Origin of the sequence: Massilia eurypsychrophila (genome assembly GCF_002760655.1) — a bacterium.
In the GTDB taxonomy this organism is placed as follows: Bacteria; Pseudomonadota; Gammaproteobacteria; order Burkholderiales; family Burkholderiaceae_D; genus JAFCUW01.
This window is the reverse complement of record NZ_PDOC01000007.1, coordinates 91,547-116,614: the sequence shown is the minus strand read 5'-3', so window position 1 is coordinate 116,614 and position 25,068 is coordinate 91,547. Positions and strand designations below refer to the sequence as shown.

The window sequence follows — 25,068 nt, the reverse complement described above, 5'->3', positions numbered from 1 at the left end:
CGCCACATCAGCACTATTGTGCTGCCGTGCCCTAGGCTAGCCAAGCGGGCCGCCTTGTCCGCCGCTGTTACGCTGGCCACGCTTGCTCTTGTCCTCGGCTGCTGCGAATACACCCGCAAGGTGCATGTGACAGGTACGGTCGAACCGAGTGCGGGCGCTATCCGCGTGGTTGCGCCGCAACTTGGCCGGATCGTCGCCCAGCATGTGCGTAATGGCGAAGCCGTCAAGGCTGGTCAGGTAATGTTTGAGGTCAGCGGTGAACGCTCGGTCGATGCGCGCATCACCGCCGCGCTGGCCGCGCGCCGCGGCGAACTGCGGCAACGGCTCGACTTGCATCTTGCGCAGCTTACCGAACGCGGTGGGGCGCTCGCCACACAGCAGCGAATAGTCGAAGCAGACACTGTCACCCACAGCGGCAGCATCACGATCCAGAACGACCAGATCCGCAGCGCCAGGGCCAACCTCCAGCGCTACGAGAAGCTGCGTCGCCAAGGGTTCATCGCGGCTGCGCAGCTCGAACAGATCAAAAACAACCTGAACGCCGAACTGGTCAAGCGCGACGCCATGACCATGAATTTGTCTGCCGCCACGCGCGCCTTGGCCCAGTTGCGGCAGGACGCTGCAGCCAACGCCGGCCAGCTCAAGCTGGCTGGCAATGAATCGCGCCAGGCACTCGCCGAGTTGGAACAGCAAATCGCCGAACATGACGGCCGCCTCACCATGCGCGTCACCTCCCCCGTTATCGGCACCAGCACCTCGATCGCCTACAAGCCGGGACAGTCGGTGGCGGCCGGAGCGCCGCTGGCCACCGTCCTGCCTGCGGGCAGCAAGATGGAGGCGGTGCTGCTAGTGCCTTCGCGGGCGCTGGCTCAGATCGCGCCGGGCCAGCAGGTGTGGCTGCGGATAGACGCCTTCCCCTATCAAAAATGCGGCCTTCAAGCCGGTACGGTGGCGCAGGTGGACCGCAGCCCGGCCACCGATGTTGCGCCGGGTACCGACCCGATGTACCGGGTGACGGTCACGCTCGCGGCGCAGACCGTCCACATGGACGGTAAGACAAGACCAGTAGAAGCGGGAATGCGGCTGGACGCCGCCATCCTCCAGGATCGCAGGAGGCTGTTTGAATGGCTGTTTGAGCCACTGATCGGCGCCGCGAAGGGGCGGGCACTCTGATAGCGCCCGCTATTTTTTCGATGTGAGAGCAAGGAGTTCTGCATGAAGACAATTCGTACTGGTATCACCCGGCTCACAACCGGCCAGTGTTCGCGCATTGCTGGCGGCGACCCGGGCATGGTGCTGGCCGCCGGCGGCAATGGGGGCGGGTTCTCCGGCGGCGACATGGCAATGGCCTCTGCGGGGATCGGGTATGCGGGCGGGCCGATGGTCACTGTGACGATCGGGCTGCCAGGCAATGCCCCTCTCAGCGGCTTTGATAACTTCCTTATCGGCATGGCAGGCACCGCTGTCGGTGGTTTCACCATGGCAGCTGTAGGTCTCGGATTGGCTAGTACAGGTGTGGGCACGGGCATTGCTATCCCAGTTGCGGGCTTGGCTGGTGGAGCGGCTGGCGCGCTGGCCATCGACGGCACCACCAAGCTACTTCAATACGCTGCCAACGAACAAAGGTATGGCGGTCGGGTGCGGCGGGCCGTCCCTTAATGCTGTCAATCACCCGGCGTTGCGGCGAACGACATGGCGCCGGGTGATCCTTCTTGAGGAAATCTAGACATGGACAAAACTACGTTTATTGGCGTTACCGTTTCACAAGTCCACCACGCGCACGCCCGGCGGCTTTATTTTTTGCCATTCCAGACGTGGCGCGCTCTGCGGTCGGCGCTCGTCTGGCAGGCATTCGGAATCGCGATAATTGGTGCGGTCAAATATTCGCTCGCGCCGGCGAATATGCTGGTAGTGATGATCGGCGGGGCCTTCAGTGGCCTGCTTTGCAGCGCCTATGCGGGGCTGCCGGCGCGTTTAACGCTGTCCACCCGCAGCGAGGCGCGCCATCACCTCGCCGACCTGCAGGCCCTGCTAGTCAAAAACAGCTTTGTGGCGAGTGACCAGCCGGTTCTGCACGGCAGCTATCTTTACCGCGGCAAGCTGCCACGCTGGCTGATCTGTTACTCGCAGGATAACCTTAAACTTGAGGTGCGCGACCATGAGATTGTGCTGACTGCACCGATCCTCATACTGCATTTGCTCCGCGCGCAATTGCTGCGGCGCGACGACTACGCCTTCCTCAAGGCATAGGGACGCCTTTGCCATGCAACAGACCACTCTTCCAGGCATGAGCATTTCGGAACTTGAGCGCACACACGCCTGGTGGCGATACCTCTGGCCGTTCCGGTCGCGGCGTACCCAGTTGCAAACACTCGCCCTGCTGGCGGCAGAAGTGTGCATCATGCTCGCGGCCGTCTATGCCCTCAATCCATCGCCGTCGCTGGCGCCGGTTCTCCTCGCTGCTCCCTTAATCCTCCTTAGCGGCGCTCAATTTCTTCTGCCGGCCCGACTAGTAATGGCTACGCAAGACGACGCGTGCCATGCCGTCACTGACCTGCAAGCGCGACTGCTCAAGTTAGGTTATGTGCGGAGCGAGCAGCCGATGCCGCAAGGAAGCTTTCGTTACCGTCATAAGTATCCCCGGTGGTTGCAATGGGGCGAACAGGACGTCGAACTGCTGGTGCACGGCCATGAACTGGTATTGGATGGGCCAATGGCCGTACTGTACGGGCTGCGTGCCGAAATGCTGCTGCCCGACGAGCGCAACCGCAAGGCGTGACGGGTTCGTTTCGCACTACGTGCCGGCACGATCTACGGCGCGCCATCTCGGGAGCAAGCAACGATGAAATCAACCTCCAGCGCCGCCGACTGGCGCGAAAGCTACACCGACTTGCTCCATCTCGGCGGCACCAGGCGCTTGCCGCTGATACTCCAGAACGAGGTTGCCGAGTGCGGCCTGGCTTGCCTTGCCATGGTCGCTTCCTACCACGGCCACCGTACCGACTTGGCGGCACTGCGCGGCCGGTTTTCTCTTTCGCTTAATGGCGCCAACTTCACCACCCTGATGGAGTTCGCCGCCCGCCTCAAGCTCAGTAGCCAGCCCGTCCACATTGACGACCTGGACAACCTGACTGAACTGCAAATGCCGTGCATCCTGCATTGGGGCATGCACCACTTCGTCGTGCTGTACAAGGCCGACGACAAGGGCGCGGTCATCCACGATCCGGCGTTGGGTGTGCGCCACCTGACACGCGATGAAATCAGCCGCGAATTCACCGGTAACGTGCTTGAACTCGAACCGATGCCCGAGTTCCAGTCTGTCGACGAGCGCCGCCATGTGTCGCTCGGCGCGCTGATCGGCAAAGTCACCGGCTGGCGCAAGAACCTGGCGATCATCTTCGGCATCGCGGCAGCACTCGAAGCGCTGGCTTTGGCCATGCCGATCGTCAACCAGCATATGTTCGACGAGGTCATCGTCTCGGGCGACCGCGCAATGCTCAACGCGCTCGTTTTCGGTTTGCTGCTGCTGATCGGCGTTCAGACCTTGCTCTCGCAAGCGCGCGGCTGGATCATCACGCGCCTGTCCGCACACCTGAGCCTGCACTGGGTCGGCAACGTACTGAACCACATGCTGCACTTGCCGATGAGCTGGTTCGAGAAACGCCAGCTTGGTGATGTCTTGTCGCGGTTCGGCTCGGTCGGGCAGATCCAGAACATGCTGACCACAAGCGCCATCAGCGGCGTGCTGGACGGCATCATGGCTCTCGCCACCTGCGCCATGATGATGACCTACAACGTCGTGCTGGGCACCATCGTCATTGCCACGGTGGCGCTGTACGGGCTGGTGCGGGCGGTGTCGTACCGGCCGCTGCGCGAAGCGAGCCAGGAAGCGCTGGTCCTCGACGCGCGCGAGCAGTCGTGTTTTCTGGAGACGATCCGGGCCATCGGGCCGATCAAGCTGTTCGGGTGCGAGCTTGACAGGCGTGCACGCTGGATGAGCATGCGCACCGACTCCATCAACCGCGGCATGCGCACGCAACTCATGGGCCTGTGGTTTGGCAACATTAACCAGTTGATCGGTGCCGTGTCTGGCGCGCTGGTGCTCTGGCTCGGAATCGGCATGGTGCTCGATGGCGCGTTCACGGTCGGAATGCTGCTCGCCTTCACCGCATACAGCGGCCAGTTTGGCGCGCGCGCCTCGTCGCTGATCGGTCTTTGGATCGAGTACCGGATGCTGTCGCTTCACACTGAGCGCTTGGCCGACATCGTGTTGGCGCCGGCCGAACCGGAAGCGGCCGCCGTGCGCGACATCGGCGCGCTGGAAGCGCGCATTGAGTTAGTCGACGTCGGCTTTCGGTACAGCGACGCCGAGCCGTTCGTGCTGCGCCATGTGAACCTGACTATCGAACCAGGCGAATCGGTGGCCGTCACCGGACCTTCCGGGTGCGGGAAGACCACTCTGGTCAAGCTAATCCTGGGCACCCTGATCCCTACTGAAGGCCGCATCTTTTACGGCGGTGTGCCGCTCGACCAACTGGGGCTGCGCACTTACCGAACCATGCTCGCAGCGGTGATGCAGGACGACGTCCTTCTCTCTGGTTCGATGGCCGAGAACATCACCTTTTTTCAGCATCAGCCAGACCCGCAATGGCGCGACCGCTGCGCCCGACTGGCGATGGTGCATGACGCCATCACTGCCATGCCGATGGGCTATGAAACGCTGGTAGGCGACATGGGCAACAGCTTGTCGGGCGGTCAAAAGCAGCGCGTGCTGCTGGCCCGCGCGCTGTACAAGCGCCCCAAGGTGCTGGTCATGGACGAAGCGACCAGCGCGCTCGACGTCGCGCTGGAGCAAGCCGTCAACGCCAACGTCGCCGCACTAGGCACCACGCGCATCATCGTGGCGCACCGGCCCGAAACTATTGCCAGTGCCGCGCGGGTAGTTACTCTGCGCAGTGGACAGCTGGTCAGTGATGCGGCGCCGCTCACTGCACCCAAGCACTTGTGACCAGGGCCGAGGTGGTCGACTACGACAACCTGCGTGCCGGTCCGGGCAACACCGGCTCGGTAGTGTCGGGAGCCATCGTCTACCAGCCATAAAGGAAAAGAAGCGGCAGGCCGGACCCAATCGGGCCCGGTTCAGCACAATGTCAAGCGCCCTGTGCGGCAGCGACGCGCGCCGCCACGGATCTGCTATTCGACGATCTCACGGAGAACTGTCGGCATCGAGGTAAAGCTGGTCGGCGGAGACCGCACGCAATTGGGCCGCTGCCTGTTCCGGCGTCAGGTCGCGCTGGCTTTCGGCGAGCATCTCGAACCCGACCATGAACTTGCGCACCGACGCTGAGCGCAGCAGCGGCGGAAAAAAATGCGCGTGCAGTTGCCACGGCACGGCGTCCGCGGACAAATAAGGGGCGCCGTGCCAACCCATCGAATACGGGAACGAGGTCTGGAACAGGTTGTCGTAGCGCGTGGTGAGGCGCTTGAGCGCGAGCGCCAGATCAAGGCGTTGCGCATCGTCCAGGTCTTCGAGGCGCCGCACCGGGAATTTCGGCAGCAGCAATGTCTCGAATGGCCAGCTGGCCCAGTACGGCACCACGGCGAGCCAGTATTCGGTGTCGACGACGACGCGTTCCCGCGCCGCCGCCTCGCGCTCTACCACGTCGAGCAGCAAAGCTCGCCCATACTCGGCAAAATAAGCGCGCTGTTGCACGTCTTCGGTGCCAGGCAGGTCGGGCACGAAGCTCGAGGCCCAGATCTGCCCGTGCGGATGGGGGTTCGAACATCCCATCACGGCGCCCTTGTTCTCGAACACCTGGACCCAGCGATAGGTCGCGCCCAGCTCGGCCGATTGTTCGCACCAGGTATCGATCACCTGCCTGATGGCCGGCAGTGCAAGTTGCGGCAGCGACTTGCTGTGATCCGGCGAGAAGCAGATAACGCGGCTGACGCCGCGCGCGCTCATGCTCTGGAACAGCGGATCGCTGGCTGGCGCCGCCTCGGGGGTGTCGGGCAGCAGCGCGGCGAAGTCGTTCGAGAACACATACGTGCCGTCATACTGCGGGTTGCGTTCGCCGTTGACGCGCGTGTTGCCGGCGCACAGATAGCAAGCTGGATCGTGCGCCGGCCTGAGCGCGTGGTCGACCGCTTCCTGCTGGCCTTGCCAGGGACGCTTGGCGCGGTGTGGCGACACGAGCACCCAGTCGCCGGTGAGCGGGTTGCGGCGGCGGTGGGGATGATCTGAAGGATTGAACATGGCAGTTGTCTCCGGTTTCGCGAACCGGTAAATGCTACCACCAAGGTGCTGTCCGTTCTCCTGAACATTACAATGCAGACGCAGTGACACTGCAAGCGTGGCGGCGCGACCCGCCGTCGAAGGCCATGCATGATCGTCGATCCGCTTTTTTACGCAGCCGCGATTCCCGCCGTTCTGTTGACGGGCATTTCCAAGGGTGGATTCGGCAGCGCTCTGGGCGGCATCGGGGTGCCGCTGATGGCACTAACGATCTCGCCGGTGCACGCCGCGGCGATCCTGTTGCCGGTGTTGTGTTTCATGGACCTGGTGGGCGTGCGGGTTTACTACGGCAAGTGGGACAAGGAAAACCTCAAGATCATGATTCCAGGCGCCCTGCTCGGTATCGCGCTCGGCACATTGACCTTTGGCGTCCTGTCCGAAAATGCGATCCGCATCCTGATCGGCTGCATTGCGGTGGCCTTCCCCTTGAATGCCTGGTTCGGCTTCAGTGCTCAGCAACAGCCGGCCACCAGGTCCGCCCTCAAGGGCACTTTCTGGTCCGCCGTATCGGGCCTGACCAGCTTTCTCGCGCATGCCGGCGGCCCGCCGGTGATGGTGTACCTGTTGCCGCAACGGCTCGACAAGACCAGTTACGTCGCAACCATCAGCGTGTTCTTCATGGTCGTCAACGCGGTCAAGCTTGTGCCGTACGCCTGGCTCGGCCAGTTTTCCGCCGCCAACCTCATCACTTCGCTGGTGCTGGCGCCACTGGTGCCGATCGGCGTCTGGATGGGGTTATGGCTGCAGGACCGGATCAATACGGTGTGGTTCTATCGCATCGCCCAAGGCGGCCTTTTGGTCACCGGCGCGCAGCTCATTTATCAGAGCATCGGCGTCTGAGACGCAGCATTTAGCGCCGACGTCGGGCAGAACGCCCACCGACTACCCGACCTTTGATCGGACAGCTCCCCGCAATTTACGGCCATCGCGGCATTGACATCCTAAATGAGAATGATTATCATTTCGGTTATCAAACCTCGTCACTGGCGAATTTGCCCACATTCCTGTGGTCGGCAAATCGCGCCCGTTCGCCCCAATTTTTGCGATGGAAAATTCATGAACCTCTATGCCCACCCCCGCCGTCACCTTCGCCTCGACCGCCTGGCCGTTTGCGTCGCCCTCACCTTGCCCTGCGCAGCATCGCTCGCCGCTGAAGCCGACATTGCCGAGCCGAAGCCGCAAGTGCTGCCAAAGGTCGAGATCAGCGGCCACCGACTTGGCGAGACCACCGACGGCACCGGTTCGTACACCAGCGGGCGGGCGCGCACCGCCACGCCGCTGTCGATGTCGCTGCGCGACACGCCGCAATCGGTTTCAGTCATCACCCAGCAACGCATCGAGGACCAGGCGCTGCTGTCGGTCACCGACGTCGTCAACAACGTCACCGGCGTGTCGGTCAACCAGTACGAAACCAACCGCGCCGGCTTTACTGCCCGCGGCTTCGACATCACCAATTTGCAGATCGACGGCATTGCCAGCACCTGGGACCAGGCCTGGAGCGCGGGCGAAGTGGCCGGCAGCCTGGCCATCTACGACCGCGTGGAAGTAGTGCGCGGCGCCACCGGCCTGATGACCGGCGCCGGCAATCCGTCGGCCGCCATCAACCTGATGCGAAAGCGCGCCAGCGCCAAGCAATTGACCGGTTCGGTCGAAGTATCGGTCGGCAGCTGGAACCAGCGCCGCGCCCTGATCGACCTATCAAGCCCGCTCAACCAGGCCGGCACGGTGCGCGGCCGCGTCACCGCCGAAGCCGACCGCAGCGACAGCTGGGTCGACCTGGCGTCGAACCGCAGCAAGACGTTCTACGCCACGATCGAAGCCGATCTGGGTGCGAGCACTTGGCTAGCGGCCGGCATCAGCCACCAGCAGACCAGCCCCACCGGGCCGATGTGGGGCGGCCTGCCCTACTGGTACACCGACGGCACCAAAACCAACTGGGACGCGTCGAAAACCAGCGCCGCCGGCTGGACCCGCTGGCCGACCGACTACGACAGCGCATTCGTCAATCTCGAACACCGGTTCGGCAATGGCTGGAAGCTGCGCGCCAACGCCAGCCATGGCGACCGCTCGTCCGATTCTTACCTGCTCTACCTGTCCGGCGTGCCTGACCGCTTAACCGGCGAGGGCATGTCCGCCTTCTCCGGCTCGTACGCCACCCGCACCAAACAAGACGATGTGGGCCTGCACGCCAGCGGCCCGTTCGCGCTGTTCGGACGCCAGCACGAGGCGGCGTTCGGCTACCTGAACATGAAGCAGGAATTCCGGTCCGACAGCCGAGCCGCCGATTTCGGCAGCCGCGATTCCGGCGTGGGTAATTTCAACACCTGGAACGGCAACGCCTATCCGCAGCCGGCGTGGGGCGCGCCGAGTTTTTATGAAAGCGCCGAAACGCGCCAGCAGGGCTGGTACGGCATGACGCGCCTGAGCGTGACCGACGCCCTCAAGGTGGTGCTTGGCGCGCGCGCGACCAGCTATGAAAAAGCCGGCCGCGGCCTGTACACGCCGGCCTACGCCATCGAGCACGAGGACGAACTGACGCCCTACGCCGGCATCGTCTACGACCTCGGCGACACCTATTCGGTGTATGCCAGCTACACCGACATCTTCCAGCCGCAAAATCTCAAGGACTTCGCCGGCAACCTGCTCGATCCGGTCAAGGGCAAGAGCTACGAGGCGGGCATCAAGGGCGAATACCTGGGCGGTCGCGTGAACACGTCGTTTGCACTGTTCCAGATCCGGCAGGACAAGCTGGGCCAGGAAGCCGGCCTGGTCGACCGCGACGGCGCCGGCGCGCTGCTGCCGGAGACGTACTACCGCGCCGCCGCCGGCGCCCGCAGCGAAGGCTTCGAGATGGAAGTGTCGGGCGCACTGGCGCGCGGCTGGAACGTCAGCGCCGGCTATTCGCAGTTCCGCGCCCGCGATGCCGCCGGCGCGGACGTCAACAGCGTCTACCCGCGCAAACTGCTGCGCACCTTCACGTCCTACCAGCTGCCGGGCGCTTGGAGCGCGCTCACTTTTGGGGCCGGCGTGAACTGGGAAGGCCGCACGTACACGCTCGATCCGCTGGCGCCGGCCGGCAGCAATGGCCTGATCGAGCAGGATTCGTTCGCGTTGGTCAACCTGATGGCGCGCTACGACATCAGCCGCCAGTTGTCGGCCCAGCTGAACATCAGCAATGCACTCGACAAGCGGCACTTCGGCATGTTCGCCGCCTACGGCGCGATCACCCATGCGGCGCCACGCAGCGCATCGCTGACCTTGAAATACCGTTTCTGAGGCCACCGTGCGCACATTCTGGACCTCGATCCACCGTTACGCGGGCCTCGTCACCGCCGCCTTCCTGTTCGTCAGCGGCGTGACCGGCGCCGTCATCTCCTGGGACCACGAGCTCGACGACCTGCTCAATGCGAAGCTGATGCAAGCGCCCGGCCGCGGCGCGGCGCAATCGCCGCTGGCGCTGTCGCAGCAGCTCGAGGCGAAGTATCCGCATCTGCGCGTCACCTACCTGCCGCTGCACGTGACGCCTGGCCGCTCGGTCGCCTTCGGCATCGGCGCAAAGATCGACGCCGTAACCGGCAAGCTGCACGAACCTGGCTTCAACCAGCTGTTCGTCGATCCGGTCACCGGGGCCGAACTGGGTCGGCGCGAGTGGGGCGCGGTGTGGCCGATCACCCGCGCCACCTTCGTCTCCTTCCTCTACAAGCTGCACTACACCTTGCATATCCCCGCGATGTGGGGCATCGACCGATGGGGCGTGTGGCTGATGGGCGCCATCGCGGTGATCTGGACGATCGACAGCTTCGTCGGCTTTTACCTGACCTTGCCGGTGCGCCGCAAGGGCGAGCCGCCGGCGCCATCGTCACCCGCCAGCGCCAGGCGCACCTGGTGGCAACGCTGGAAGCCGGCCTTCCTGGTGCGCTGGCGCGCCGGCGGCGCCAGGCTCAATTTCGATCTGCACCGCGCCTTCAGCCTGTGGACCTGGGGCCTGCTGTTGATCCTCGCCTTCACCGCGTTTTCGCTCAACCTGTACAGCGAAGTGTTTTACCCGCTGCTCAAGACCGTCTCCAAAGTCACGCCGTCGCCATTCGACACCATCGTGCCGAAGGATAGCCAGCACCCGATCGAGCCGCGCCTGTCGTATGCGCAGATCATCGGCGCCGCCAGTGCCGAATCGGGCCGGCGCGGCTGGAGCGAGCCGGCCGGCGGCGTGTTCTATTCGCCCGAATTCGGCGTCTACGGCATCAGCTTCTTCAAGCCGGGCGACGACCATGGCGCCGGCGGCGTCGGCCCGGCCTACCTGTATTACGATGGCGACGGCCGCGTGCTGGGCGAGCGCCGGCCGTGGAAGGGCACCGCCGCCGATATCTTCGTGCAGGCGCAGTTCCCGCTGCATTCGGGGCGCATCCTCGGCCTGCCGGGGCGCATCCTGATCTCATTCATGGGCATCATCGTCGCCATGCTCAGCGTGACCGGCGTGATCATCTGGTGGCGCAAGCGCGCCGCGCGCCTGGCGGTGCTGCGGCGCTATCGCGGCGCACCGCGGCGGATCTGCGGCTATGTTTCCTAATGTATCGACTGTGGCAAATCATGTACGTTCGTGTAAGGTTTGGTAAGGCCGCGCCTTGAATGCGGCCGGAGTGCGCTAGGCTTCGCGCCTGACATCCTGTTTTGCCAACCAGCGCGCCTTACCTGACCACTCGATCCATGCACAATTCGTTCCTGACCATCTGCCTTAGCGGCGCCGCCCTCCTTCACGCCGACGCCTTTGCGCAGGACGCCGCCACCGCGCCCGCCAAGGCGCCGGCGACCGCGCCGGCCCAGGTGCTGCCATCGGTGACGGTCGCCGGCGAGCGTCCCACCAACCGCATCGACCGCCAGGTCTACGACGTGCGCTCGGACGCCTCGAGCAGCAACGGCACCGCCGCCGACGCGCTGAACAATGTGCCGTCGGTGGCGGTCGATCCGGACGGCAGCGTCACGCTGCGCGGCAGCAGCAATGTGCAGATCCTGGTCGACGGCAAACCGTCGGCCATGCTGCAGGGCGATAACCGCGGCGCCGGCCTGCAGGCGATGGCGGCCGACGACATCGAGTCGGTCGAGGTGATCAACAATCCGGGCGCACAGTTCGGTAACGAAGGCGGCGGCGGGCCGATCCTCAACATGGTCATGCGGCGCAACCGCAAGCCGGGCGGCGCCGGCGTGGCCAACGCCAACCTCGGTTCGGCCGGCCGCTACAACAGCGCCGTCTCTGGCACCTACAACGAAGGCGCCTGGGGCTACCAGGGCGGCATCAACGTGCGCCACGACGGCCGCAACTCCACCGGCACGGCCAGCCGCGATCGCCTCGACCGCGTCAGCGGCGCCATGGTGCACAGCACCCAGCAATCGGTCGGCGCCGGCTTGAACGACTCGGTCGGCGTGAACGGCACCGTCAGCTATAACATCGGCGCCAACGACAGCGTCAGCACCACCGCCTCGTTCAACGGCCGCAGCAACGCCCAGCAAGGGCGCGACCGCTACATCTTCGACGGCATCGGCGGCGTGCCGCTGTCCGACTACGAGCGCGTCACCGCGCGCGAAGGCGACAGCCGCAACGCCAGCTGGGGCGCGCGCTACGACCACAAGGGAGCGCTGCCTGGCGAGACGCTCAAGTTCGACGTGCGCGTGTCGTCCGCGACCAACGTCGGCGACAGCGAGTACGCCAACACCTACGCCATCTTCGGCCCCGGCATGGTCAACACCCAGGCGCGCCAGCACAACGACATGAGCAACCGCATCGTCGATTTCACCGGCGACTACGACCGGCCGCTGGCCGGCGGCGCGGCCAAATTCGGCTACAAGCTGGCGCGTAACCGCAGCAGCAGCCAGACCGTCTACACCGACTTCATCGGAGGAGTGGGCATCGACAATCCGCGGCGCAGCAGCGAGTACGAACTGGAGGAAGACACCGCGGCGCTGTTCGGCTCCTGGCAGACCCGCATCAACGAGCGCTGGGGCGCCCAGGCCGGGCTGCGCGCCGAGTACACCGATCTCGATATTCACCAGCGCCTGGGCAGCGCCGCCGCCAGGAACAGCTACACCAATCTGATGCCGAGCTTTTTCGCTACCTACAAGGTCAGCGACGACAGCAACCTGCGCTTCAGCTACGCGCACCGCCTGCGCCGGCCCAGCGCCACCGACCTCAATCCGGCGGTGATCTACCGCGATGACCTTAACGTCTTTTCCGGCAATCCGAACCTCAAACCCACCCGGACCGATTCGTTCGAGCTTGGCTACGAGACGCGCATGGCCGGCCTCGAGACCAATCTGCGCGGGTACGTTCGGCGCGATACCGACGCCATCGTCGACTACCGCTACTTCCTCGACGATAACGTGCTGTTGACGACGCGCGCAAACGGCGCCGGCAGCCGCGCCGGCGGGCTCGAATTTACGGTCAGCGGCAAGGTGACGCCGACGTTGACCATCAACGCCAACGGCAACCTGGCGCGCAACGAGCTGACGTCGCAGGACAGCCTGGGCGTCCTGCGCACCCGCACAGCCAATTCGCTGAGCGCGCGCGCCCGTCTGAACTACCAGTACGACGCCGCCACGTCGCTCCAGCTGGCGCTGCAAATGCAGGGCAAGACGCTGTCGGGCCAGGGCTACCGTTCGCCCAGTTCGACCATGAACCTGTCGGTGCGCCACGTGCTGACACCGCAGCTGACGCTGGTGGCGAACGTCACCGACCTGTTCGACACCAACAAGATGGCAACCGTGGTCGACAGCGCGACGCTGCGCGAGATCAGCACGCGGCGCTTCGACGGCCGCATCCTGTATGTCGGCTTGTCGTACCGCTTCGGCGGACCGGCCGCGCGCGCGCCGGAGGAGAGCTCGCGCCAGCGTGGGCCTGGCCGCGGAGCGGGTGGCATGGGTCGCGGCATGGGGCCCGGTGGAGCGGGCGGACCGGGGCCGGACGGCGCCTGATGGGAAGCCAAGCGCTCCCCTCGCGAACGCTCATGATTGCAATCATGATCGGTGTGATGCAGACTTACATCACAGTTGATTCGAGGAGCGTGCATGAGAGGCGCAATCCGGGCAGCCGCAAGCTTTGGTTCTTTCAACTTACGGAATACCGTTCCCACTGATATAATTTCCGCATGGAAATGAGACGAATCACGCACCGCTTCGCCGCCTGGATCGCATGTTTTGCGATGCTGGTCGCCGCGCTTGCGCCGTCGGTTTCCCATGCCTTGTCGATGTCGCGGGGCGGAACCTGGTCCGAGATTTGCAGCGTTGGCGGCACGAAGTTCGTCAAGGTAAGCCTTGACCAGGGCGGAATTGCCGATCCGGCCACGCAGGATTCAATTCACCTCGAACATTGTCCGTTCTGTGCCACGCACGCCGGGTCGTTTGCCTTGCCGCCCAATGCAGGCTTCATCCTCCCGTTGATCGAAACGCAAGACACTCATCCCTTCCTTTTCTTCCAGGCGCCACATCCCCTCGCCATCTGGACTGTCGCGCAATCGCGCGCGCCGCCCGCATCCGTCTGATCCCGTCGCCGTTGGCTTGACCTGAAGCGCACTGCCCGGCGACGCGATCAGCCATGCTCTTTCGAGACCCACGTCGCCCACCTCGCTCCTGCAGTCCCCAATTAGATATTGTGGATGGCCCGACAAACGCCCGCCCAGCGGGCCGGTTCGGTCAGGCACGCGCGCGCTTTTTCAACTCGCTCGCCCAGGCTGCGGGTCGGCGCAGGAGCATCGGTCCATTTTCTATAGTTGATCTAAATCATTGAATCATGCATGGCAGGCGCACGACAATTGATTAAGAACTAATGAACAACAACATTCGATGTTCTCAAAGGTAATTATGAAACGTTCCCGCATCTCCCTCGCTATCCTCTTGGCATCTGGTAGTTCTGCCCCCGTGCTCGCCGAGCACAATACGCCCGCAGCCCCGATTCCTACCGTCGTCATCTCCGCGAAATTGCTCGAGAGCTACCCCTACCGCATGGAAGCGAGCAGCGACAGCGCGGGCCTGCTGTCGTCCACGCCCGGATTTACCGTCGCCGCGAGCGGCGGCGTGTCGGGACTGCCGATGGTCAACGGCCTGGGCGATGACCGGCTCAAGATTCGTATCGGCGCGATGGAAGTGACCTCCGCCTGCGCCAACCACATGAACCCGCCAAATGTCCTACATTGACCCGAAGCAAGTTCAGTCGATCGAACTGACCGCAGGGATCACGCCGGTCAGCAATGGCGGCGACAACATCGGCGGCACCATCAACATATCGACGGCGGCCCCGGTTTTTGCCAAGCCGGGCACCGGTTTGCGCACCGATGGCAGCGTTTCGCTCACCACCCGCAGCGTCAACCACACGGTATCGTTGGGCGCGAGCGGCTCGGTCGCAAGCGAGAATTTCAGCGTTTCCTTCGATGCGGCAAAAGCGAAAGCGCACAGCTACCGTGATGGCAACGGCAAGACCGTGTTGGCCAGCATGTACAGCAGCACCAACTTCGGCGCCACGCTGGGGTACCGCTTGAAAGAGCATCGGGTGACTCTGCGCGCCTGAACCCAGCATATTCCCTACCAGGCCTTTCCGAACCAGTACATGGACATGACGGACAACTCGGCCGAACATGCAACACTGACCTACCTTGGGCAGCTCGGTTGGGGCGAGCTCGACCTGTCGGCCTACTGGCAGCGAACGGGCCACGAGATGGGATTCTTCACGCCGGAGCGCAAGGGCACGATGCCGATGATTACCGAAGGGGAGAACGTTGGTTACACGGCGCGCGCCACCATTGCGCTGGACGACGACGCTCTGGTGCGAATCGGGCATGAATACCATGGTTTCGAGCTGCAGGATTATTGGCCTGCCGTTGCCGGCTCAATGATGATGGGGCCACAAACCTACGTCAACATCACGGACGGCCACCGCACCAGGCTGGCGTTCTACGGCGAGATTGTCCATCATCATGGCGCCGAATGGATTACCCTGTTGGGCGCGCGCCACGAGCGCGTGCGTTCCGATGCGGGACCGGTGCAGGCTTATTCGACCGGAATGATGAATGCCGCCGATGCGGCGGCGGCCACCGCTTTCAACGCGCGCGCAAGGCAGAAAAGCGATTCGAACCTCGACCTGACGGCGACCGCTCGCTATCAGCCTCACGCCGGTTTCGACGCTGAATTTGGATTCGGACGCAAGACCCGTTCGCCCAACTTGTACGAACGCTTCGCCTGGGGCCGTGGTGTAATGGCGATGACGATGACGAACTGGTTTGGCGATGGCAATGGGTATGTTGGCAACGTGGAATTGAAGCCGGAAGTTGCGGACAGTCTCAGCGCCACATTCCACTGGCACGGCATCGAACGCGACAGCTGGTTCGTCAAGATCGCTCCTTACTACAACCGCGTGCCTGACTACATCGACGTTGACGTGCTGGGCAGCTTTAATCCTTACATGGCAATGAAAGCCAAAGGTGCACTGCTGCAATTCGCCAACCACGATGCGCGTTTGTACGGCGCCAACCTGTCGTGGAAAGCGCCGCTTGCCAACCGGACGGCGGTGGGCGATCTGAGCTTCATCGGCAACACCTCGCTTACCCTTGGCAAGCGCGCCGACGGTGGATACCTTTACCGGATGATGCCGCCCAACATGACGCTCGCCATCGAACAGCGCAGCGCGCAATGGAACATTCAGGTGGAGCTCAAAGTCGTGGCGTGCAAGGATCGGGTCGATACTCGGCGGCTTGAGCCCGCGACGGCAGGCTATGCACTGCTGAACGCACGCGCCGCATATCAGGTGAAGAATGGTCTGCTGTTCACTACCGGGGTGAGCAACCTGCTGGACAGGCAGTACAGCGATCCGCTTGGCGGCGTCTACCTGAGCGGTCTCGCAGCGAACAGAGCCGGCACGCTGGAGACTTTGCCCGCGCCCGGACGTTCGCTCGACGTTGGCGTTTCATTTCGCTTTTAGCCAGGGCGACATGGGTAAAGAAGTCGACCAGCGGCGTCAGGGCTGGCGCCACTGGCTGATCGACGCATTTTGTCAAGAAAGTCGATGACGGACGCATCTACACACGGATAGGCTAGGTGCGCGACGAGGCAATGACGTGGGTATCCCGAGGCTCACGGCCAGGCAGGCCAGTCGCGCTTCCGTGCACGCGGACGGCGAAGGGCGGCGCCCTATCTGGGGACGTCCCGGAAAACGGAAAATACAGCACGTTAAGCCCATTGCAGACCCTCGATATTGACGAGTGCGTCGGGTTTTCCCTTGCATGAGTTGCTTCTCGTGGTAAGCTAGTAATCAATTACTACCTTATCAGGAGTGCTCGTGAACACCCATCCAAAGCATCTGCCGGCCGATGAACGCCGTGCCGTAACTGTCGAGTCCGTCGTGGCGCTTGCCGGTTCACAAAACCCAAGCGAAATAACCACTGCGGCTATCGCTAAACACATGAACTTGACCCAGGGTGCGCTGTTTCGGCACTTCCCGAACAAGGAAGCCATTTGGCAGGCGGTCATGGAGTGGGTTGCAGAGCACCTATTAGCCAAAATTGATCGGTCCGCACAAGGAATCGCGTCGCCCTTGGCAGCCATGGAGGCAATGTTCATGAGTCATATCGAATTCGTTACTGAGCACCCCGGCGTGCCAAGAATGATATTTGGTGAGCTTCAGCGTGCTGAATCAACGCCATCGAAGCGAATGGTGCATACCTTGATTCAGCGCTACGGCGAACGTTTGCATCGTCTCATCGAGAAAGGCAAGGCCAGCGGCGAGTTGCCTGCCTCGCTGGACAATGAGGCGGCGGCAACGCTGTTCATTGGCACAATCCAGGGCCTGGTGATGCAATCGCTGTTGGCGGGCGATGTGGGACGGATGCACCGCGATGCGCCGCGCGTCTTTGCAATTTATCGGCGTGGCATAAGGAGTGCGCAATGAAGAAGTTGCCCTTGCGAGGCCGCACCCTGGCGCTGCTTGCCGTCATCATCCCTTTGCTAGCGCTTTTTATTTATGTCGGCCTGCGATCAGGGCCGCTCGCCCCGGTCGCTGTGACGGTGGCAAGCGTGGAATCACGGGCTATCACACCGGCGCTGTTCGGCATCGGCACGGTGGCGGCGCGCTACACCTACAAGATCGGGCCGACGTTTGCCGGGCGCGTCAAACGCCTCGAGGTGCAGGTAGGCGACCAGGTCAAGGCCGGACAGGTGCTCGGCGAGATGGAGCCGGTCGACCTCGATGACCGGGTGCGCTCACAGGAGTCGGCACTCAAGCGTGCGCAAGCGGCTTTGCGCGAGGCACAAGCCCGGCAAGCCTACGCGCAAATCCAGGCGCGCCGCTACGAGCAATTGTTTGCGGTGCGCTCGACCAGCGAGGAAATCGTCACCACCAAGCGGCAGGAGTTGCAGATCGCCGATGCCGCCTTATCTGCCGCTCGGGAAGATATTGTCCGCGCACGCTCCGAGCGCGAAGGACTTGTCGCGCAGCGGGACAATCTGCGCCTGATCGCGCCGGTCGACGGTGTAGTGGCCGTGCGCGATGCCGATCCCGGCACGACCATCGTCGCGGGCCAGGCCGTGGTGGAAGTGATCGACCCCAAGAGTTTGTGGATCAATGCGCGCTTCGACCAGATCAGCGCATCGGGGCTCGCTGGCGGGTTGCCGAGTCTTATCGTCCTGCGTTCGCGCGGCGGCCAGAGCTTGAAAGGTCGCGTGCTGCGGGTGGAACCCAAGGCCGACGCGGTAACCGAGGAAACGCTCGCCAAGGTCACATTCGACAATAAACCAGAACCTATGCCACCGGTGGGTGAACTGGCCGAAGTCACGGTTGACTTGCCGGCGCTGCGGGCTGCTCCACTGATCCCCAACGCGGCCGTCCGCCGTGAGGGCGACAAAGTCGGTGTCTGGCAAATCGTCGATGGCGATCTGCATTTCGCCCCGGTCAAGCTCGGCACTTCCGACCTCAATGGTTACGTGCAGGTGCGCGAAGGGCTCAAGACTGGGGATCAGGTTGTGACCTATAGCGAAAAGGCACTGACGGCGCGCAGCCGCATCCATGTCGTCGACCATATCCCAGGAGTGGCACGATGATCAGCCTGGCCGGCCGCGACATTCTCCATTCCTGGGGAAAATTCGTCTTCACCGGCATCGGTCTCGGTCTGCTGATCGGCGTCACCCTGGTCATGGCTGGGGTGTACCGCGGCATGGTGGACGACGGCAAGGCCTTGCTCGACAACAGTGGCGCCGACCTTTGGGTGGTGCAAAAGGATACACTGGGTCCTTATGCGGAGTCGTCCAGCATCAACGATGATGTGTATCGCGCCATCCTCGCCATGCCTGGCGTCGCCCAGGCAGCGAACGCGACCTACCTGACCACGCAGGTACGCAAGGGCGAGAGTGATGTACGCGCCATGGTGGTGGGCATCGCGCCCGGCGAGTTGGGGGCTACACCCGGATGGCCTCCTTATCTCGTCGCTGGACGCCAGATCACGCGCGCTCACTACGAGGCAGTCGCAGACATCGCCAGTGGCTTCAAACTGGGGGATCGTCTTGCCATCCGACGCAATCATTACATCGTGGTGGGGCTGACGCGGCGCATGGTGTCGTCCAGTGGCGACCCGATGGTGTTCATTCCGCTCAAGGATGCCCAAGAGGCTCAGTTCCTCAAGGACAACGACGCCATTAGGCAAAGCCGGCGTCGCACTGAAGCTAACCCGGCTTTCAATCGACCTGGTGTTCCAGGTTTGCTGGATGCCGCAATTGCGTCACAGAGCACCAACGCGTTCGTCAATGCCGTGCTCGTCACGCTAAAGCCTGGTCATGGGCCGGACGAGGTGGCCGAATCCATCCGCCGCTGGAAGCGTTTGACGGTGCATACCCGGGCCCAGATGGAAGGCATCCTCGTCGGCAAGCTGATCGCCACCTCGGCCAGGCAAATCAGCATGTTCCTGGTGATTCTGGCCATCGTTAGCGCGGCCATCGTTGCCTTCATCATCTATTCGCTGACGATGGACAAAATCCGCGAAATAGCCGTGTTGAAGCTCATCGGCACACGCAACCGGACTATCGCCGCGATGATCATGCAGCAGGCGCTCGCCCTAGGCGTGATTGGCTTCGTGGTCGGCAAGATCACAGCCACTTTTTCAGCGCCCCTGTTCCCCAAGTACGTACTGCTGATCCCGTTCGACTCCATCACCGGTTTTTTCGCCGTACTCGGAATCTGCATGCTGGCCAGCATCGTCGCCATTCGAATGGCGCTCAAGGTCGATCCGGCCGAAGCTATTGGAGGTTGAGATGAATGGCAAAGGTATTCGCATCGAAGGATTGAGAAAACGTTATGGCGAGGGCGATACCGCCGTCGATGCCTTGAAAGGCGTGGACATGCAGGTGGCCCCTGGCGAAGTGGTGGGCCTGGTTGGCCCTTCCGGGTCGGGCAAGAGCACGCTGCTCAAATGTCTGGGCGCGGTGATTAATCCGACCGCCGGTCGCATGACCTTGGGCGAGGAAGTGATCTACGACAATGGCTGGAAAGTGCGTGACCTGCGTGCCTTGCGGCGCGACAAGATCGGTTTCGTCTTCCAGGCGCCGTATCTGATCCCGTTCCTCGACGTCACCGACAACGTGGCGCTGCTGCCGATGCTCGCAAGTATCCCGAATGGGCAATCGCGCGCCAGGGCACTGGAACTGCTGACGGCACTCGATGTGCAGCACCGGGCGCGCGCGATGCCGTCGCAACTGTCCGGTGGTGAGCAGCAACGGGTGGCGATCGCGCGCGGCCTGGTCAATCGTCCGCCGGTGATCCTGGCCGATGAGCCCACGGCTCCCCTCGATAGCGAACGCGCCATGGCGGTGATCCGCATCCTCAACGACATGGCCCGGAAGTACGAGACAGCCATCATCGTCGTCACCCATGATGAAAAGATCATCCCCACTTTCAAGCGCATCTACCACATCCGCGACGGCGTGACCCATGAGGAAGCCGGCGAAGGGCGCCAGTTCGAATGACACAACCGCTTCAATCACAGGAGAATTTCATGACCAACAGCAAAGCAGTTATCACCATCACCGTTGCAGCTTGCCTGATTTCAGGGGCTTTTCCGGGGCCTACCCAGGCCGGCGACGCCACCGGCGCGCAGCCGCTGGCGCTGCGCAAGATCATGCAGGAACTCGGTAGCAACATGCAGGCCACCACCGGTGCCATTTCGCGGGAGGATTGGGCGCAGGTAGTTCAGCTCGCCCCAAAAATTGCGGCACACCCGGCGCCACCCCTGACCGAAAAAATACGCATCTTTGCGTATCTCGGCGCTGACGCGGGCAGGTTCAGAAGCTTCGATGCGCAGACCCACGAGGCGGCGCTTGCCATGAAACAGGCTGCTGCGCGCAGCGACGGCAAGGCGGTGATCGAGTCCTTCGCCCGCGTGCAGGAAAGCTGCATGGGCTGCCATCAAGCTTTCCGCAAGCCTTTCGTGGAGCATTTTTATGGAGCACGCTAAAACATGCCAGCGCCTCATCAGCCTCGAAGGACGGATTGCGGCACCTTTCTGGGTAGCTGGTCTGGTCACCTTCAGTCTGGCCGGCTGCGCCGCCGGCCCTGATTTTCAGCGTCCCACCGTACCCGACGTGGCTCGCTACACCGCAACACCGATGGCTGATAGAACTGCCGCCGCTCCCACGCAGTTCGGCGAAACACAACGTCTAGTCGAAGCGCTTCCGATCCGAACGCAATGGTGGCAAAGCCTGGGTTCATCCGCACTCGACGGACTGATCAACGAAGCTTTCCATGTCAGCCCGACGCTGGCGAGCATCAGCGCCAATTTGCGACAGGCGCAGGAGCTTCTTGCCGCACAGGCGGGCTCGACGCAATATCCACAGGTCGAGGTCGCACTGGGTTCTCAGCGCCAGCAAATGAGTCCCAGTAGCCAAGGGTTGAGCGGAGACGCACGTCAATTCAGCCTCTACAACGCCAGCGTTGGCGTGCATTACAAGCTCGATCTGGCTGGCGGCAATCGACGCGCACTCGAAGCCCTGGCTGCTCGCGCCGACTACCGTCGCTTCGAACTGAATGCTGCGCGCCTGGCTCTTGCCGGCAACATGGCAACCGCTGCCATTACCCGAGCACGCCTCGCCGCGCAACTAGAAGCCACTACTGCCATTTTGCGCGGGCAGGATGAGCAGCTGCGCCTGGCCCATGAACGCGTGCGTATCGGTCAGGCCTCACCCGATGAAGCGTTAAGCCTCCAAGCTCAGACGGAGCAAACGCGGGCAGAACTGCCTGCGCTGCGTAAGCAACTGCAACAAACCGAACATCTACTGGCGGTGCTGGCCGGTCGTGCCCCTGGCAATGGTGGCATCCCGGCCTTCACTCTGGCCGGTTTCACTTTGCCCGCCGAGATGCCGCTCGTCGTGCCCTCGGAACTGGTGCGCCGCCGACCGGATATCCAGGCGTCAGAGGCGCTGTTGCAAGTGGCCAATGCAGACTATGGTGTGGCTGTCGCCAAGCTCTACCCACAAATCAACCTGAGCGCCAACCTTGGCTCTCAAGCGCTGACCACCGGTGCCCTGTTCGGTGCTGGCTCGGCAGTGTGGGGCCTCGTTGCGCAGCTCACCCAGCCTCTTTTTAATCCAGGGCTACCCGCGCAAAAAAGAGCGGCGCTCGCCGCTTTTGATGCCGCCGCAGCCAATTACCAGAGCGTCGTATTGGAGTCTTTGCGTAACGTCGCCGACACCCTGCGCGCGGTGGAAAGCGATGCACAGACTTTGACTGCCCTCGCTGCCGCCGATATGGCTGCACAGGCCTCCTTGCAGTCGGTCGAGCGGCAATACCGGCTGGGCGCGGCCAGCTACCTGCAACTGCTCATCGCGCAGCAACAGGAACAGTCGATCCGGGTCAAGATAGTTGCGGCCCAGGCACAACGCCTAGTCGATAGTGTTGCTTTGTATCAGGCCATGGGAGGTGGTGTCAGTTGAGGCTATACCCTAACCTGATGTCAGGCGACCACAACGCGGGCCATCCGAAATGCCGGAAGTACCCCGTCGCTGGCCGGAGCCGGGCCGGCGATTGGCGTGCTCGCCGATACTTCCGTGTGGATTGCCACTTTCGAAACCGCAATGAGGCGCTCATGATCCCGCTCAGCCAGGACATGGCGCTCGCGCATCTTATGGGTTTGGGCGAGATCGCATGCGGCACGCCTCCCTGCGCCGAGGTCACAAACGCTGGGTGATTTGGGCCTGCTCCGAATGATTCAGCCTGCGAGACTTCGCTGGCTAACTGCAAGGAGGGCCGCCTTGCGATGACGTTCCATACTGCCATCCTTCTTCATCGCGGTCAGCACTGCTGATACCGGCCGCACCAATTCGCGCTTCGATCGATGCACGTAACAATGCATGTCGACCGTTTCGACAATCGATAACCGCCGAATTCCAGCACGAACAAATTCCGGTTGTTTCAACACCCGATCGACCACGCTCTCGATGTCGACATACAAGTCAGTACGGCGCTGCGCAAGCCTGCGGATCCCGAGGGTTGCGTTATTCACGACGGATATTTGCGATGCGGGAAAGACAGTGGCGAGCATTTCCTCGCACCGTGCGACGCCGTTGCGGTAATCAACCTGCGGGTCGCCGAATTGCGACAGGCCCGTCCATCCTGGTCCAACCCGCACTGATGGGCGTCCATAAGCACAAAAACCAATGGAAAAATGTGGGGGATCGATACGGATCATCTGCGGATGCATCTCGCCGTAATTGCTGTAGCGGTTGATTTCGCCGTCCACCAGACCCGAGTCGGACATCGCCGACGCCCGCCTGGCCGGATACGACCGGAGCGTCATTTCATATCCCAGCCGTCCGTAGGCATCCGTATAAATCAATTTGAGCCATGCGCCAATAAACGAATCCTCGACGTCTTCCGCAGTCACCACAACTACCCTCGGCATGCGCGCGAGCAGGGGCGGGACGACCGCCATCAGGGCTACGGCGCCCAGCACTTGTATCCTGGAGCGTGATAGCGGACCGCCCAAAATTGCACCTCATGTCAGTTATTTGCGAACGCCCCGCCAGCACCGAGGTTCCGATAGAACCGCGTTACCGATACTTAACCTGGAACATTCAGGATACTGCGATCTGGCCGAACAAGCTCAGGCACACCGGGGCAATGACTACCGCAACCGTGGTCGCAGCGGCATCGCAGCGGTCCTGTCGGGCCGCACAACGTGGGTGCTGCCATGGGGCGCCATCGCCCGCGTGGCAAGCTTGAACGTGGCTACCACCGCTGACAACTCTTTGGCTTGCACCTGCATTGAATCGGCGGCTGCGGCGGCCTCTTCGACCAGTGCCGCGTTCTGCTGGGTCACCTGGTCCATCTGTGCAATAGCCTGATTCACCTGCGAGATTCCTGCACTTTGCTCCTGTCCGGCCAAGGCGATTTCGCCCATGATATCGGTCACGCGCTTCACGCTTGCAACCACTTCGGTCATGGTCGCACCGGCGGAATTGACCATACGGCTTCCAGCTTCCACCTTGCTGACCGAATCGCCGATCAGTTCCTTGATTTCCTTGGCGGCCGCGGCGCTGCGTTGCGCCAGGTTCCGCACTTCGGACGCGACGACGGCAAATCCGCGCCCCTGCTCGCCAGCGCGCGCCGCTTCGACCGCTGCATTCAGCGCCAAAATATTGGTCTGGAACGCGATTCCGTCGATCACCCCGATGATGTCGACAATTCGCTTGGCCGATGCATTGATCGATTCCATGGTGCCGACGACGTCCGCGACGGCATCACCGCCCTTGGTGGCAACTTCCGACGCCACATTGGCCAACTGGTTTGCCTGGCGCACGCTGTCGCCGTTCTGCTGCACCGTGGACGTCAGTTCTTCCATCGATGCCGCCGTTTCTTCCAGCGAGCTGGCTTGTTCTTCCGTGCGGGCCGACAGATCGAGGTTTCCTGCCGCGATTTCCCCCGACGCGATGGTAATCGTATCGGTGCCCGAGCGAACTTTCAATACCAGCGCAGCGAGGCTGTCCTGCATCGTGCGCATTGCAAACAGCAAGCTGGCAGAATTATGTTCATTATCGACTTCGATCTGACGCGTCAGGTCGCCCGCGGCAATCGAGGCGGCAATTGAGGCAGCATAATCCGGTTCGCCACCCAACTGCCGCATGACGTTGCGTGTGAGCCAGAACGCGACGCCCGCACCGCCGATAATGGCGCCAGCTGCCAATAGCAGGCTGTATGTCAATGCTGCCTGCGTACGTTTCGCAAGATCCACCTTCGCAACGACAACCGCAGCATTCTTGGATTTGATGAGTTCGAGCAGTTCTCCGCGAATCTGACGCCACAGCGGTGTCTCTTCGTTGTTCAGACTCTCGATAGCGGCGCCCTGGTTTTCCACGGCCAAGCCAACGATCTTTTTCTGCATTTCCGTTTGACGCTCCTGCAGCGCCTTCACCTTCTGCAGCGTCGCCGTCTTTTCCCGATCGTCCCGGGCCAGCGTCAACGCAGTCGACAATTCTTTCGAAAATGACTCGCGCGCGGCATCCAGATTCTTGTAACTAACTTGGTTCGTGGGCGACAGGATGACGTTGCGCAGCGCCTGGCCCATTTGCAGACCCTGGGCATAGAGATTGGTGCTGGCGGCGAGAAACGCCTGGTCGCGCTCGATAAACTTATCGAACTGCGTCGCTGCGTTTTGCATGCCAGAAATGGCAACGCCGAGCGCGATGGCAAAAAATGTGAAGACGACTGCCATGCAGGTCGCCATCTTGTTACGTAATTTCATTTGATCTTTCCGTCTTGA

At 62.5% G+C, this 25,068-nt stretch carries 22 protein-coding genes; 19 read left to right on the top strand and 3 right to left on the bottom strand.

What is annotated here, in order from left to right:
• The first annotated feature begins 54 nt into the window (after positions 1–54).
• From CR105_RS13580 to CR105_RS13560, 5 genes are all read left to right on the top strand, one after another.
• Positions 55–1,173, top strand: coding sequence for an HlyD family secretion protein (locus tag CR105_RS13580; protein ID WP_180288186.1), 1,119 nt, complete (start codon positions 55–57; stop codon positions 1,171–1,173).
• 42 nt (positions 1,174–1,215) lie between these two features.
• Positions 1,216–1,659 (top strand): hypothetical protein, encoded by a 444-nt coding sequence (locus CR105_RS13575; protein ID WP_131021728.1) that lies wholly within the window; start codon positions 1,216–1,218, stop codon positions 1,657–1,659.
• Positions 1,660–1,728: 69 nt separating this feature from the next.
• On the top strand, positions 1,729–2,250 hold the full coding sequence (locus tag CR105_RS13570) for a hypothetical protein (RefSeq protein WP_099788995.1): 522 nt from the start codon (positions 1,729–1,731) through the stop codon (positions 2,248–2,250).
• A 13-nt stretch (positions 2,251–2,263) separates the two neighbouring features.
• Positions 2,264–2,779 carry a hypothetical protein gene (locus CR105_RS13565; RefSeq protein WP_099788994.1) on the top strand — a complete coding sequence of 172 codons (516 nt, stop codon included), beginning with the start codon at positions 2,264–2,266 and terminating at the stop codon, positions 2,777–2,779.
• A 63-nt stretch (positions 2,780–2,842) separates the two neighbouring features.
• Positions 2,843–5,008: a peptidase domain-containing ABC transporter gene (locus CR105_RS13560; RefSeq protein WP_099788993.1), complete on the top strand. Its 2,166-nt coding sequence runs from the start codon at positions 2,843–2,845 to the stop codon at positions 5,006–5,008.
• A 198-nt stretch (positions 5,009–5,206) separates the two neighbouring features.
• On the opposite strand, the gene CR105_RS13555 is transcribed toward CR105_RS13560, so the two are convergent.
• Positions 5,207–6,256 carry a UDP-glucose--hexose-1-phosphate uridylyltransferase gene (locus CR105_RS13555; protein WP_099788992.1) on the bottom strand — a complete coding sequence of 350 codons (1,050 nt, stop codon included), beginning with the start codon at positions 6,254–6,256 and terminating at the stop codon, positions 5,207–5,209.
• A 129-nt stretch (positions 6,257–6,385) separates the two neighbouring features.
• Here CR105_RS13555 and CR105_RS13550 point away from each other — a divergent pair, with 129 nt between their 5' ends.
• The 14 genes from CR105_RS13550 to CR105_RS13495 all read left to right on the top strand — a co-directional run bounded on the left by CR105_RS13550 (position 6,386) and on the right by CR105_RS13495 (position 22,243).
• Positions 6,386–7,135 carry a sulfite exporter TauE/SafE family protein gene (locus CR105_RS13550; RefSeq protein WP_099788991.1) on the top strand — a complete coding sequence of 250 codons (750 nt, stop codon included), beginning with the start codon at positions 6,386–6,388 and terminating at the stop codon, positions 7,133–7,135.
• A 216-nt stretch (positions 7,136–7,351) separates the two neighbouring features.
• Complete coding sequence (locus CR105_RS13545) at positions 7,352–9,571, top strand: TonB-dependent siderophore receptor (RefSeq protein ID WP_099788990.1); 2,220 nt, start codon at positions 7,352–7,354, stop codon at positions 9,569–9,571.
• Between the two features lie 7 nt (positions 9,572–9,578).
• Positions 9,579–10,862, top strand: coding sequence for a PepSY-associated TM helix domain-containing protein (locus CR105_RS13540; RefSeq protein WP_099788989.1), 1,284 nt, complete (start codon positions 9,579–9,581; stop codon positions 10,860–10,862).
• A gap of 137 nt (positions 10,863–10,999) precedes the next feature.
• Positions 11,000–13,258 (top strand): outer membrane beta-barrel family protein, encoded by a 2,259-nt coding sequence (locus CR105_RS13535; protein ID WP_099788988.1) that lies wholly within the window; start codon positions 11,000–11,002, stop codon positions 13,256–13,258.
• A gap of 173 nt (positions 13,259–13,431) precedes the next feature.
• Positions 13,432–13,824: a DUF2946 domain-containing protein gene (locus CR105_RS13530; RefSeq protein ID WP_229413935.1), complete on the top strand. Its 393-nt coding sequence runs from the start codon at positions 13,432–13,434 to the stop codon at positions 13,822–13,824.
• Positions 13,825–14,200: 376 nt separating this feature from the next.
• The gene (locus tag CR105_RS28885; RefSeq protein ID WP_229413934.1) at positions 14,201–14,476 is read left to right on the top strand and encodes a hypothetical protein; all 276 of its coding nucleotides are present in this window, start codon (positions 14,201–14,203) and stop codon (positions 14,474–14,476) included.
• The gene (locus tag CR105_RS28880) at positions 14,463–14,846 is read left to right on the top strand and encodes a hypothetical protein (protein ID WP_229413933.1); all 384 of its coding nucleotides are present in this window, start codon (positions 14,463–14,465) and stop codon (positions 14,844–14,846) included. The genes CR105_RS28885 and CR105_RS28880 overlap by 14 nt, the downstream gene beginning before the upstream one ends.
• Positions 14,847–14,885: 39 nt before the next feature.
• Positions 14,886–16,253, top strand: coding sequence for a TonB-dependent receptor domain-containing protein (locus tag CR105_RS28875; protein ID WP_229413932.1), 1,368 nt, complete (start codon positions 14,886–14,888; stop codon positions 16,251–16,253).
• A 357-nt stretch (positions 16,254–16,610) separates the two neighbouring features.
• The gene (locus CR105_RS13520; RefSeq protein ID WP_099788987.1) at positions 16,611–17,219 is read left to right on the top strand and encodes a TetR/AcrR family transcriptional regulator; all 609 of its coding nucleotides are present in this window, start codon (positions 16,611–16,613) and stop codon (positions 17,217–17,219) included.
• A complete protein-coding gene (locus tag CR105_RS13515; RefSeq protein ID WP_099788986.1) occupies positions 17,216–18,367 on the top strand; it encodes an efflux RND transporter periplasmic adaptor subunit in 1,152 nt (383 codons plus the stop codon). Before CR105_RS13520 ends, CR105_RS13515 begins: the two co-directional genes overlap by 4 nt.
• Positions 18,364–19,569 carry an ABC transporter permease gene (locus CR105_RS13510; RefSeq protein WP_099788985.1) on the top strand — a complete coding sequence of 402 codons (1,206 nt, stop codon included), beginning with the start codon at positions 18,364–18,366 and terminating at the stop codon, positions 19,567–19,569. The genes CR105_RS13515 and CR105_RS13510 overlap by 4 nt, the downstream gene beginning before the upstream one ends.
• Position 19,570: 1 nt before the next feature.
• Complete coding sequence (locus CR105_RS13505; RefSeq protein WP_099788984.1) at positions 19,571–20,281, top strand: ABC transporter ATP-binding protein; 711 nt, start codon at positions 19,571–19,573, stop codon at positions 20,279–20,281.
• A gap of 29 nt (positions 20,282–20,310) precedes the next feature.
• On the top strand, positions 20,311–20,769 hold the full coding sequence (locus CR105_RS13500; protein WP_229413931.1) for a cytochrome c: 459 nt from the start codon (positions 20,311–20,313) through the stop codon (positions 20,767–20,769).
• Positions 20,756–22,243 (top strand): efflux transporter outer membrane subunit, encoded by a 1,488-nt coding sequence (locus CR105_RS13495; RefSeq protein ID WP_099788982.1) that lies wholly within the window; start codon positions 20,756–20,758, stop codon positions 22,241–22,243. The genes CR105_RS13500 and CR105_RS13495 overlap by 14 nt, the downstream gene beginning before the upstream one ends.
• A gap of 275 nt (positions 22,244–22,518) precedes the next feature.
• Here the strand turns inward: CR105_RS13495 and CR105_RS13490 are convergent, their stop codons facing one another.
• A complete protein-coding gene (locus CR105_RS13490) occupies positions 22,519–23,262 on the bottom strand; it encodes a transporter substrate-binding domain-containing protein (protein ID WP_099788981.1) in 744 nt (247 codons plus the stop codon).
• Between the two features lie 171 nt (positions 23,263–23,433).
• Entirely contained in the window at positions 23,434–25,050 is a 1,617-nt protein-coding gene (locus CR105_RS29370) for a methyl-accepting chemotaxis protein (protein ID WP_099788980.1), read from the bottom strand.
• Between the last annotated feature and the right edge of the window lie 18 nt (positions 25,051–25,068).

What these genes read in the sequence shown, in the direction of transcription:
- CR105_RS13575 (WP_131021728.1), top strand. Translation starts at nt 1,216, where the DNA reads ATGAAGACAATTCGTACTGGTATCACCCGGCTCACAACCGGCCAGTGT.
- CR105_RS13570 (WP_099788995.1), top strand. Translation starts at nt 1,729, where the DNA reads ATGGACAAAACTACGTTTATTGGCGTTACCGTTTCACAAGTCCACCAC.
- CR105_RS13565 (WP_099788994.1), top strand. Translation starts at nt 2,264, where the DNA reads ATGCAACAGACCACTCTTCCAGGCATGAGCATTTCGGAACTTGAGCGC.
- CR105_RS13560 (WP_099788993.1), top strand. Translation starts at nt 2,843, where the DNA reads ATGAAATCAACCTCCAGCGCCGCCGACTGGCGCGAAAGCTACACCGAC.
- CR105_RS13555 (WP_099788992.1), bottom strand. Translation starts at nt 6,256, where the DNA reads ATGTTCAATCCTTCAGATCATCCCCACCGCCGCCGCAACCCGCTCACC.
- CR105_RS13550 (WP_099788991.1), top strand. Translation starts at nt 6,386, where the DNA reads ATGATCGTCGATCCGCTTTTTTACGCAGCCGCGATTCCCGCCGTTCTG.
- CR105_RS13545 (WP_099788990.1), top strand. Translation starts at nt 7,352, where the DNA reads ATGAACCTCTATGCCCACCCCCGCCGTCACCTTCGCCTCGACCGCCTG.
- CR105_RS13535 (WP_099788988.1), top strand. Translation starts at nt 11,000, where the DNA reads ATGCACAATTCGTTCCTGACCATCTGCCTTAGCGGCGCCGCCCTCCTT.
- CR105_RS13530 (WP_229413935.1), top strand. Translation starts at nt 13,432, where the DNA reads ATGGAAATGAGACGAATCACGCACCGCTTCGCCGCCTGGATCGCATGT.
- CR105_RS28880 (WP_229413933.1), top strand. Translation starts at nt 14,463, where the DNA reads ATGTCCTACATTGACCCGAAGCAAGTTCAGTCGATCGAACTGACCGCA.
- CR105_RS28875 (WP_229413932.1), top strand. Translation starts at nt 14,886, where the DNA reads ATGGACATGACGGACAACTCGGCCGAACATGCAACACTGACCTACCTT.
- CR105_RS13515 (WP_099788986.1), top strand. Translation starts at nt 17,216, where the DNA reads ATGAAGAAGTTGCCCTTGCGAGGCCGCACCCTGGCGCTGCTTGCCGTC.
- CR105_RS13510 (WP_099788985.1), top strand. Translation starts at nt 18,364, where the DNA reads ATGATCAGCCTGGCCGGCCGCGACATTCTCCATTCCTGGGGAAAATTC.
- CR105_RS13505 (WP_099788984.1), top strand. Translation starts at nt 19,571, where the DNA reads ATGAATGGCAAAGGTATTCGCATCGAAGGATTGAGAAAACGTTATGGC.
- CR105_RS13500 (WP_229413931.1), top strand. Translation starts at nt 20,311, where the DNA reads ATGACCAACAGCAAAGCAGTTATCACCATCACCGTTGCAGCTTGCCTG.
- CR105_RS13495 (WP_099788982.1), top strand. Translation starts at nt 20,756, where the DNA reads ATGGAGCACGCTAAAACATGCCAGCGCCTCATCAGCCTCGAAGGACGG.
- CR105_RS29370 (WP_099788980.1), bottom strand. Translation starts at nt 25,050, where the DNA reads ATGAAATTACGTAACAAGATGGCGACCTGCATGGCAGTCGTCTTCACA.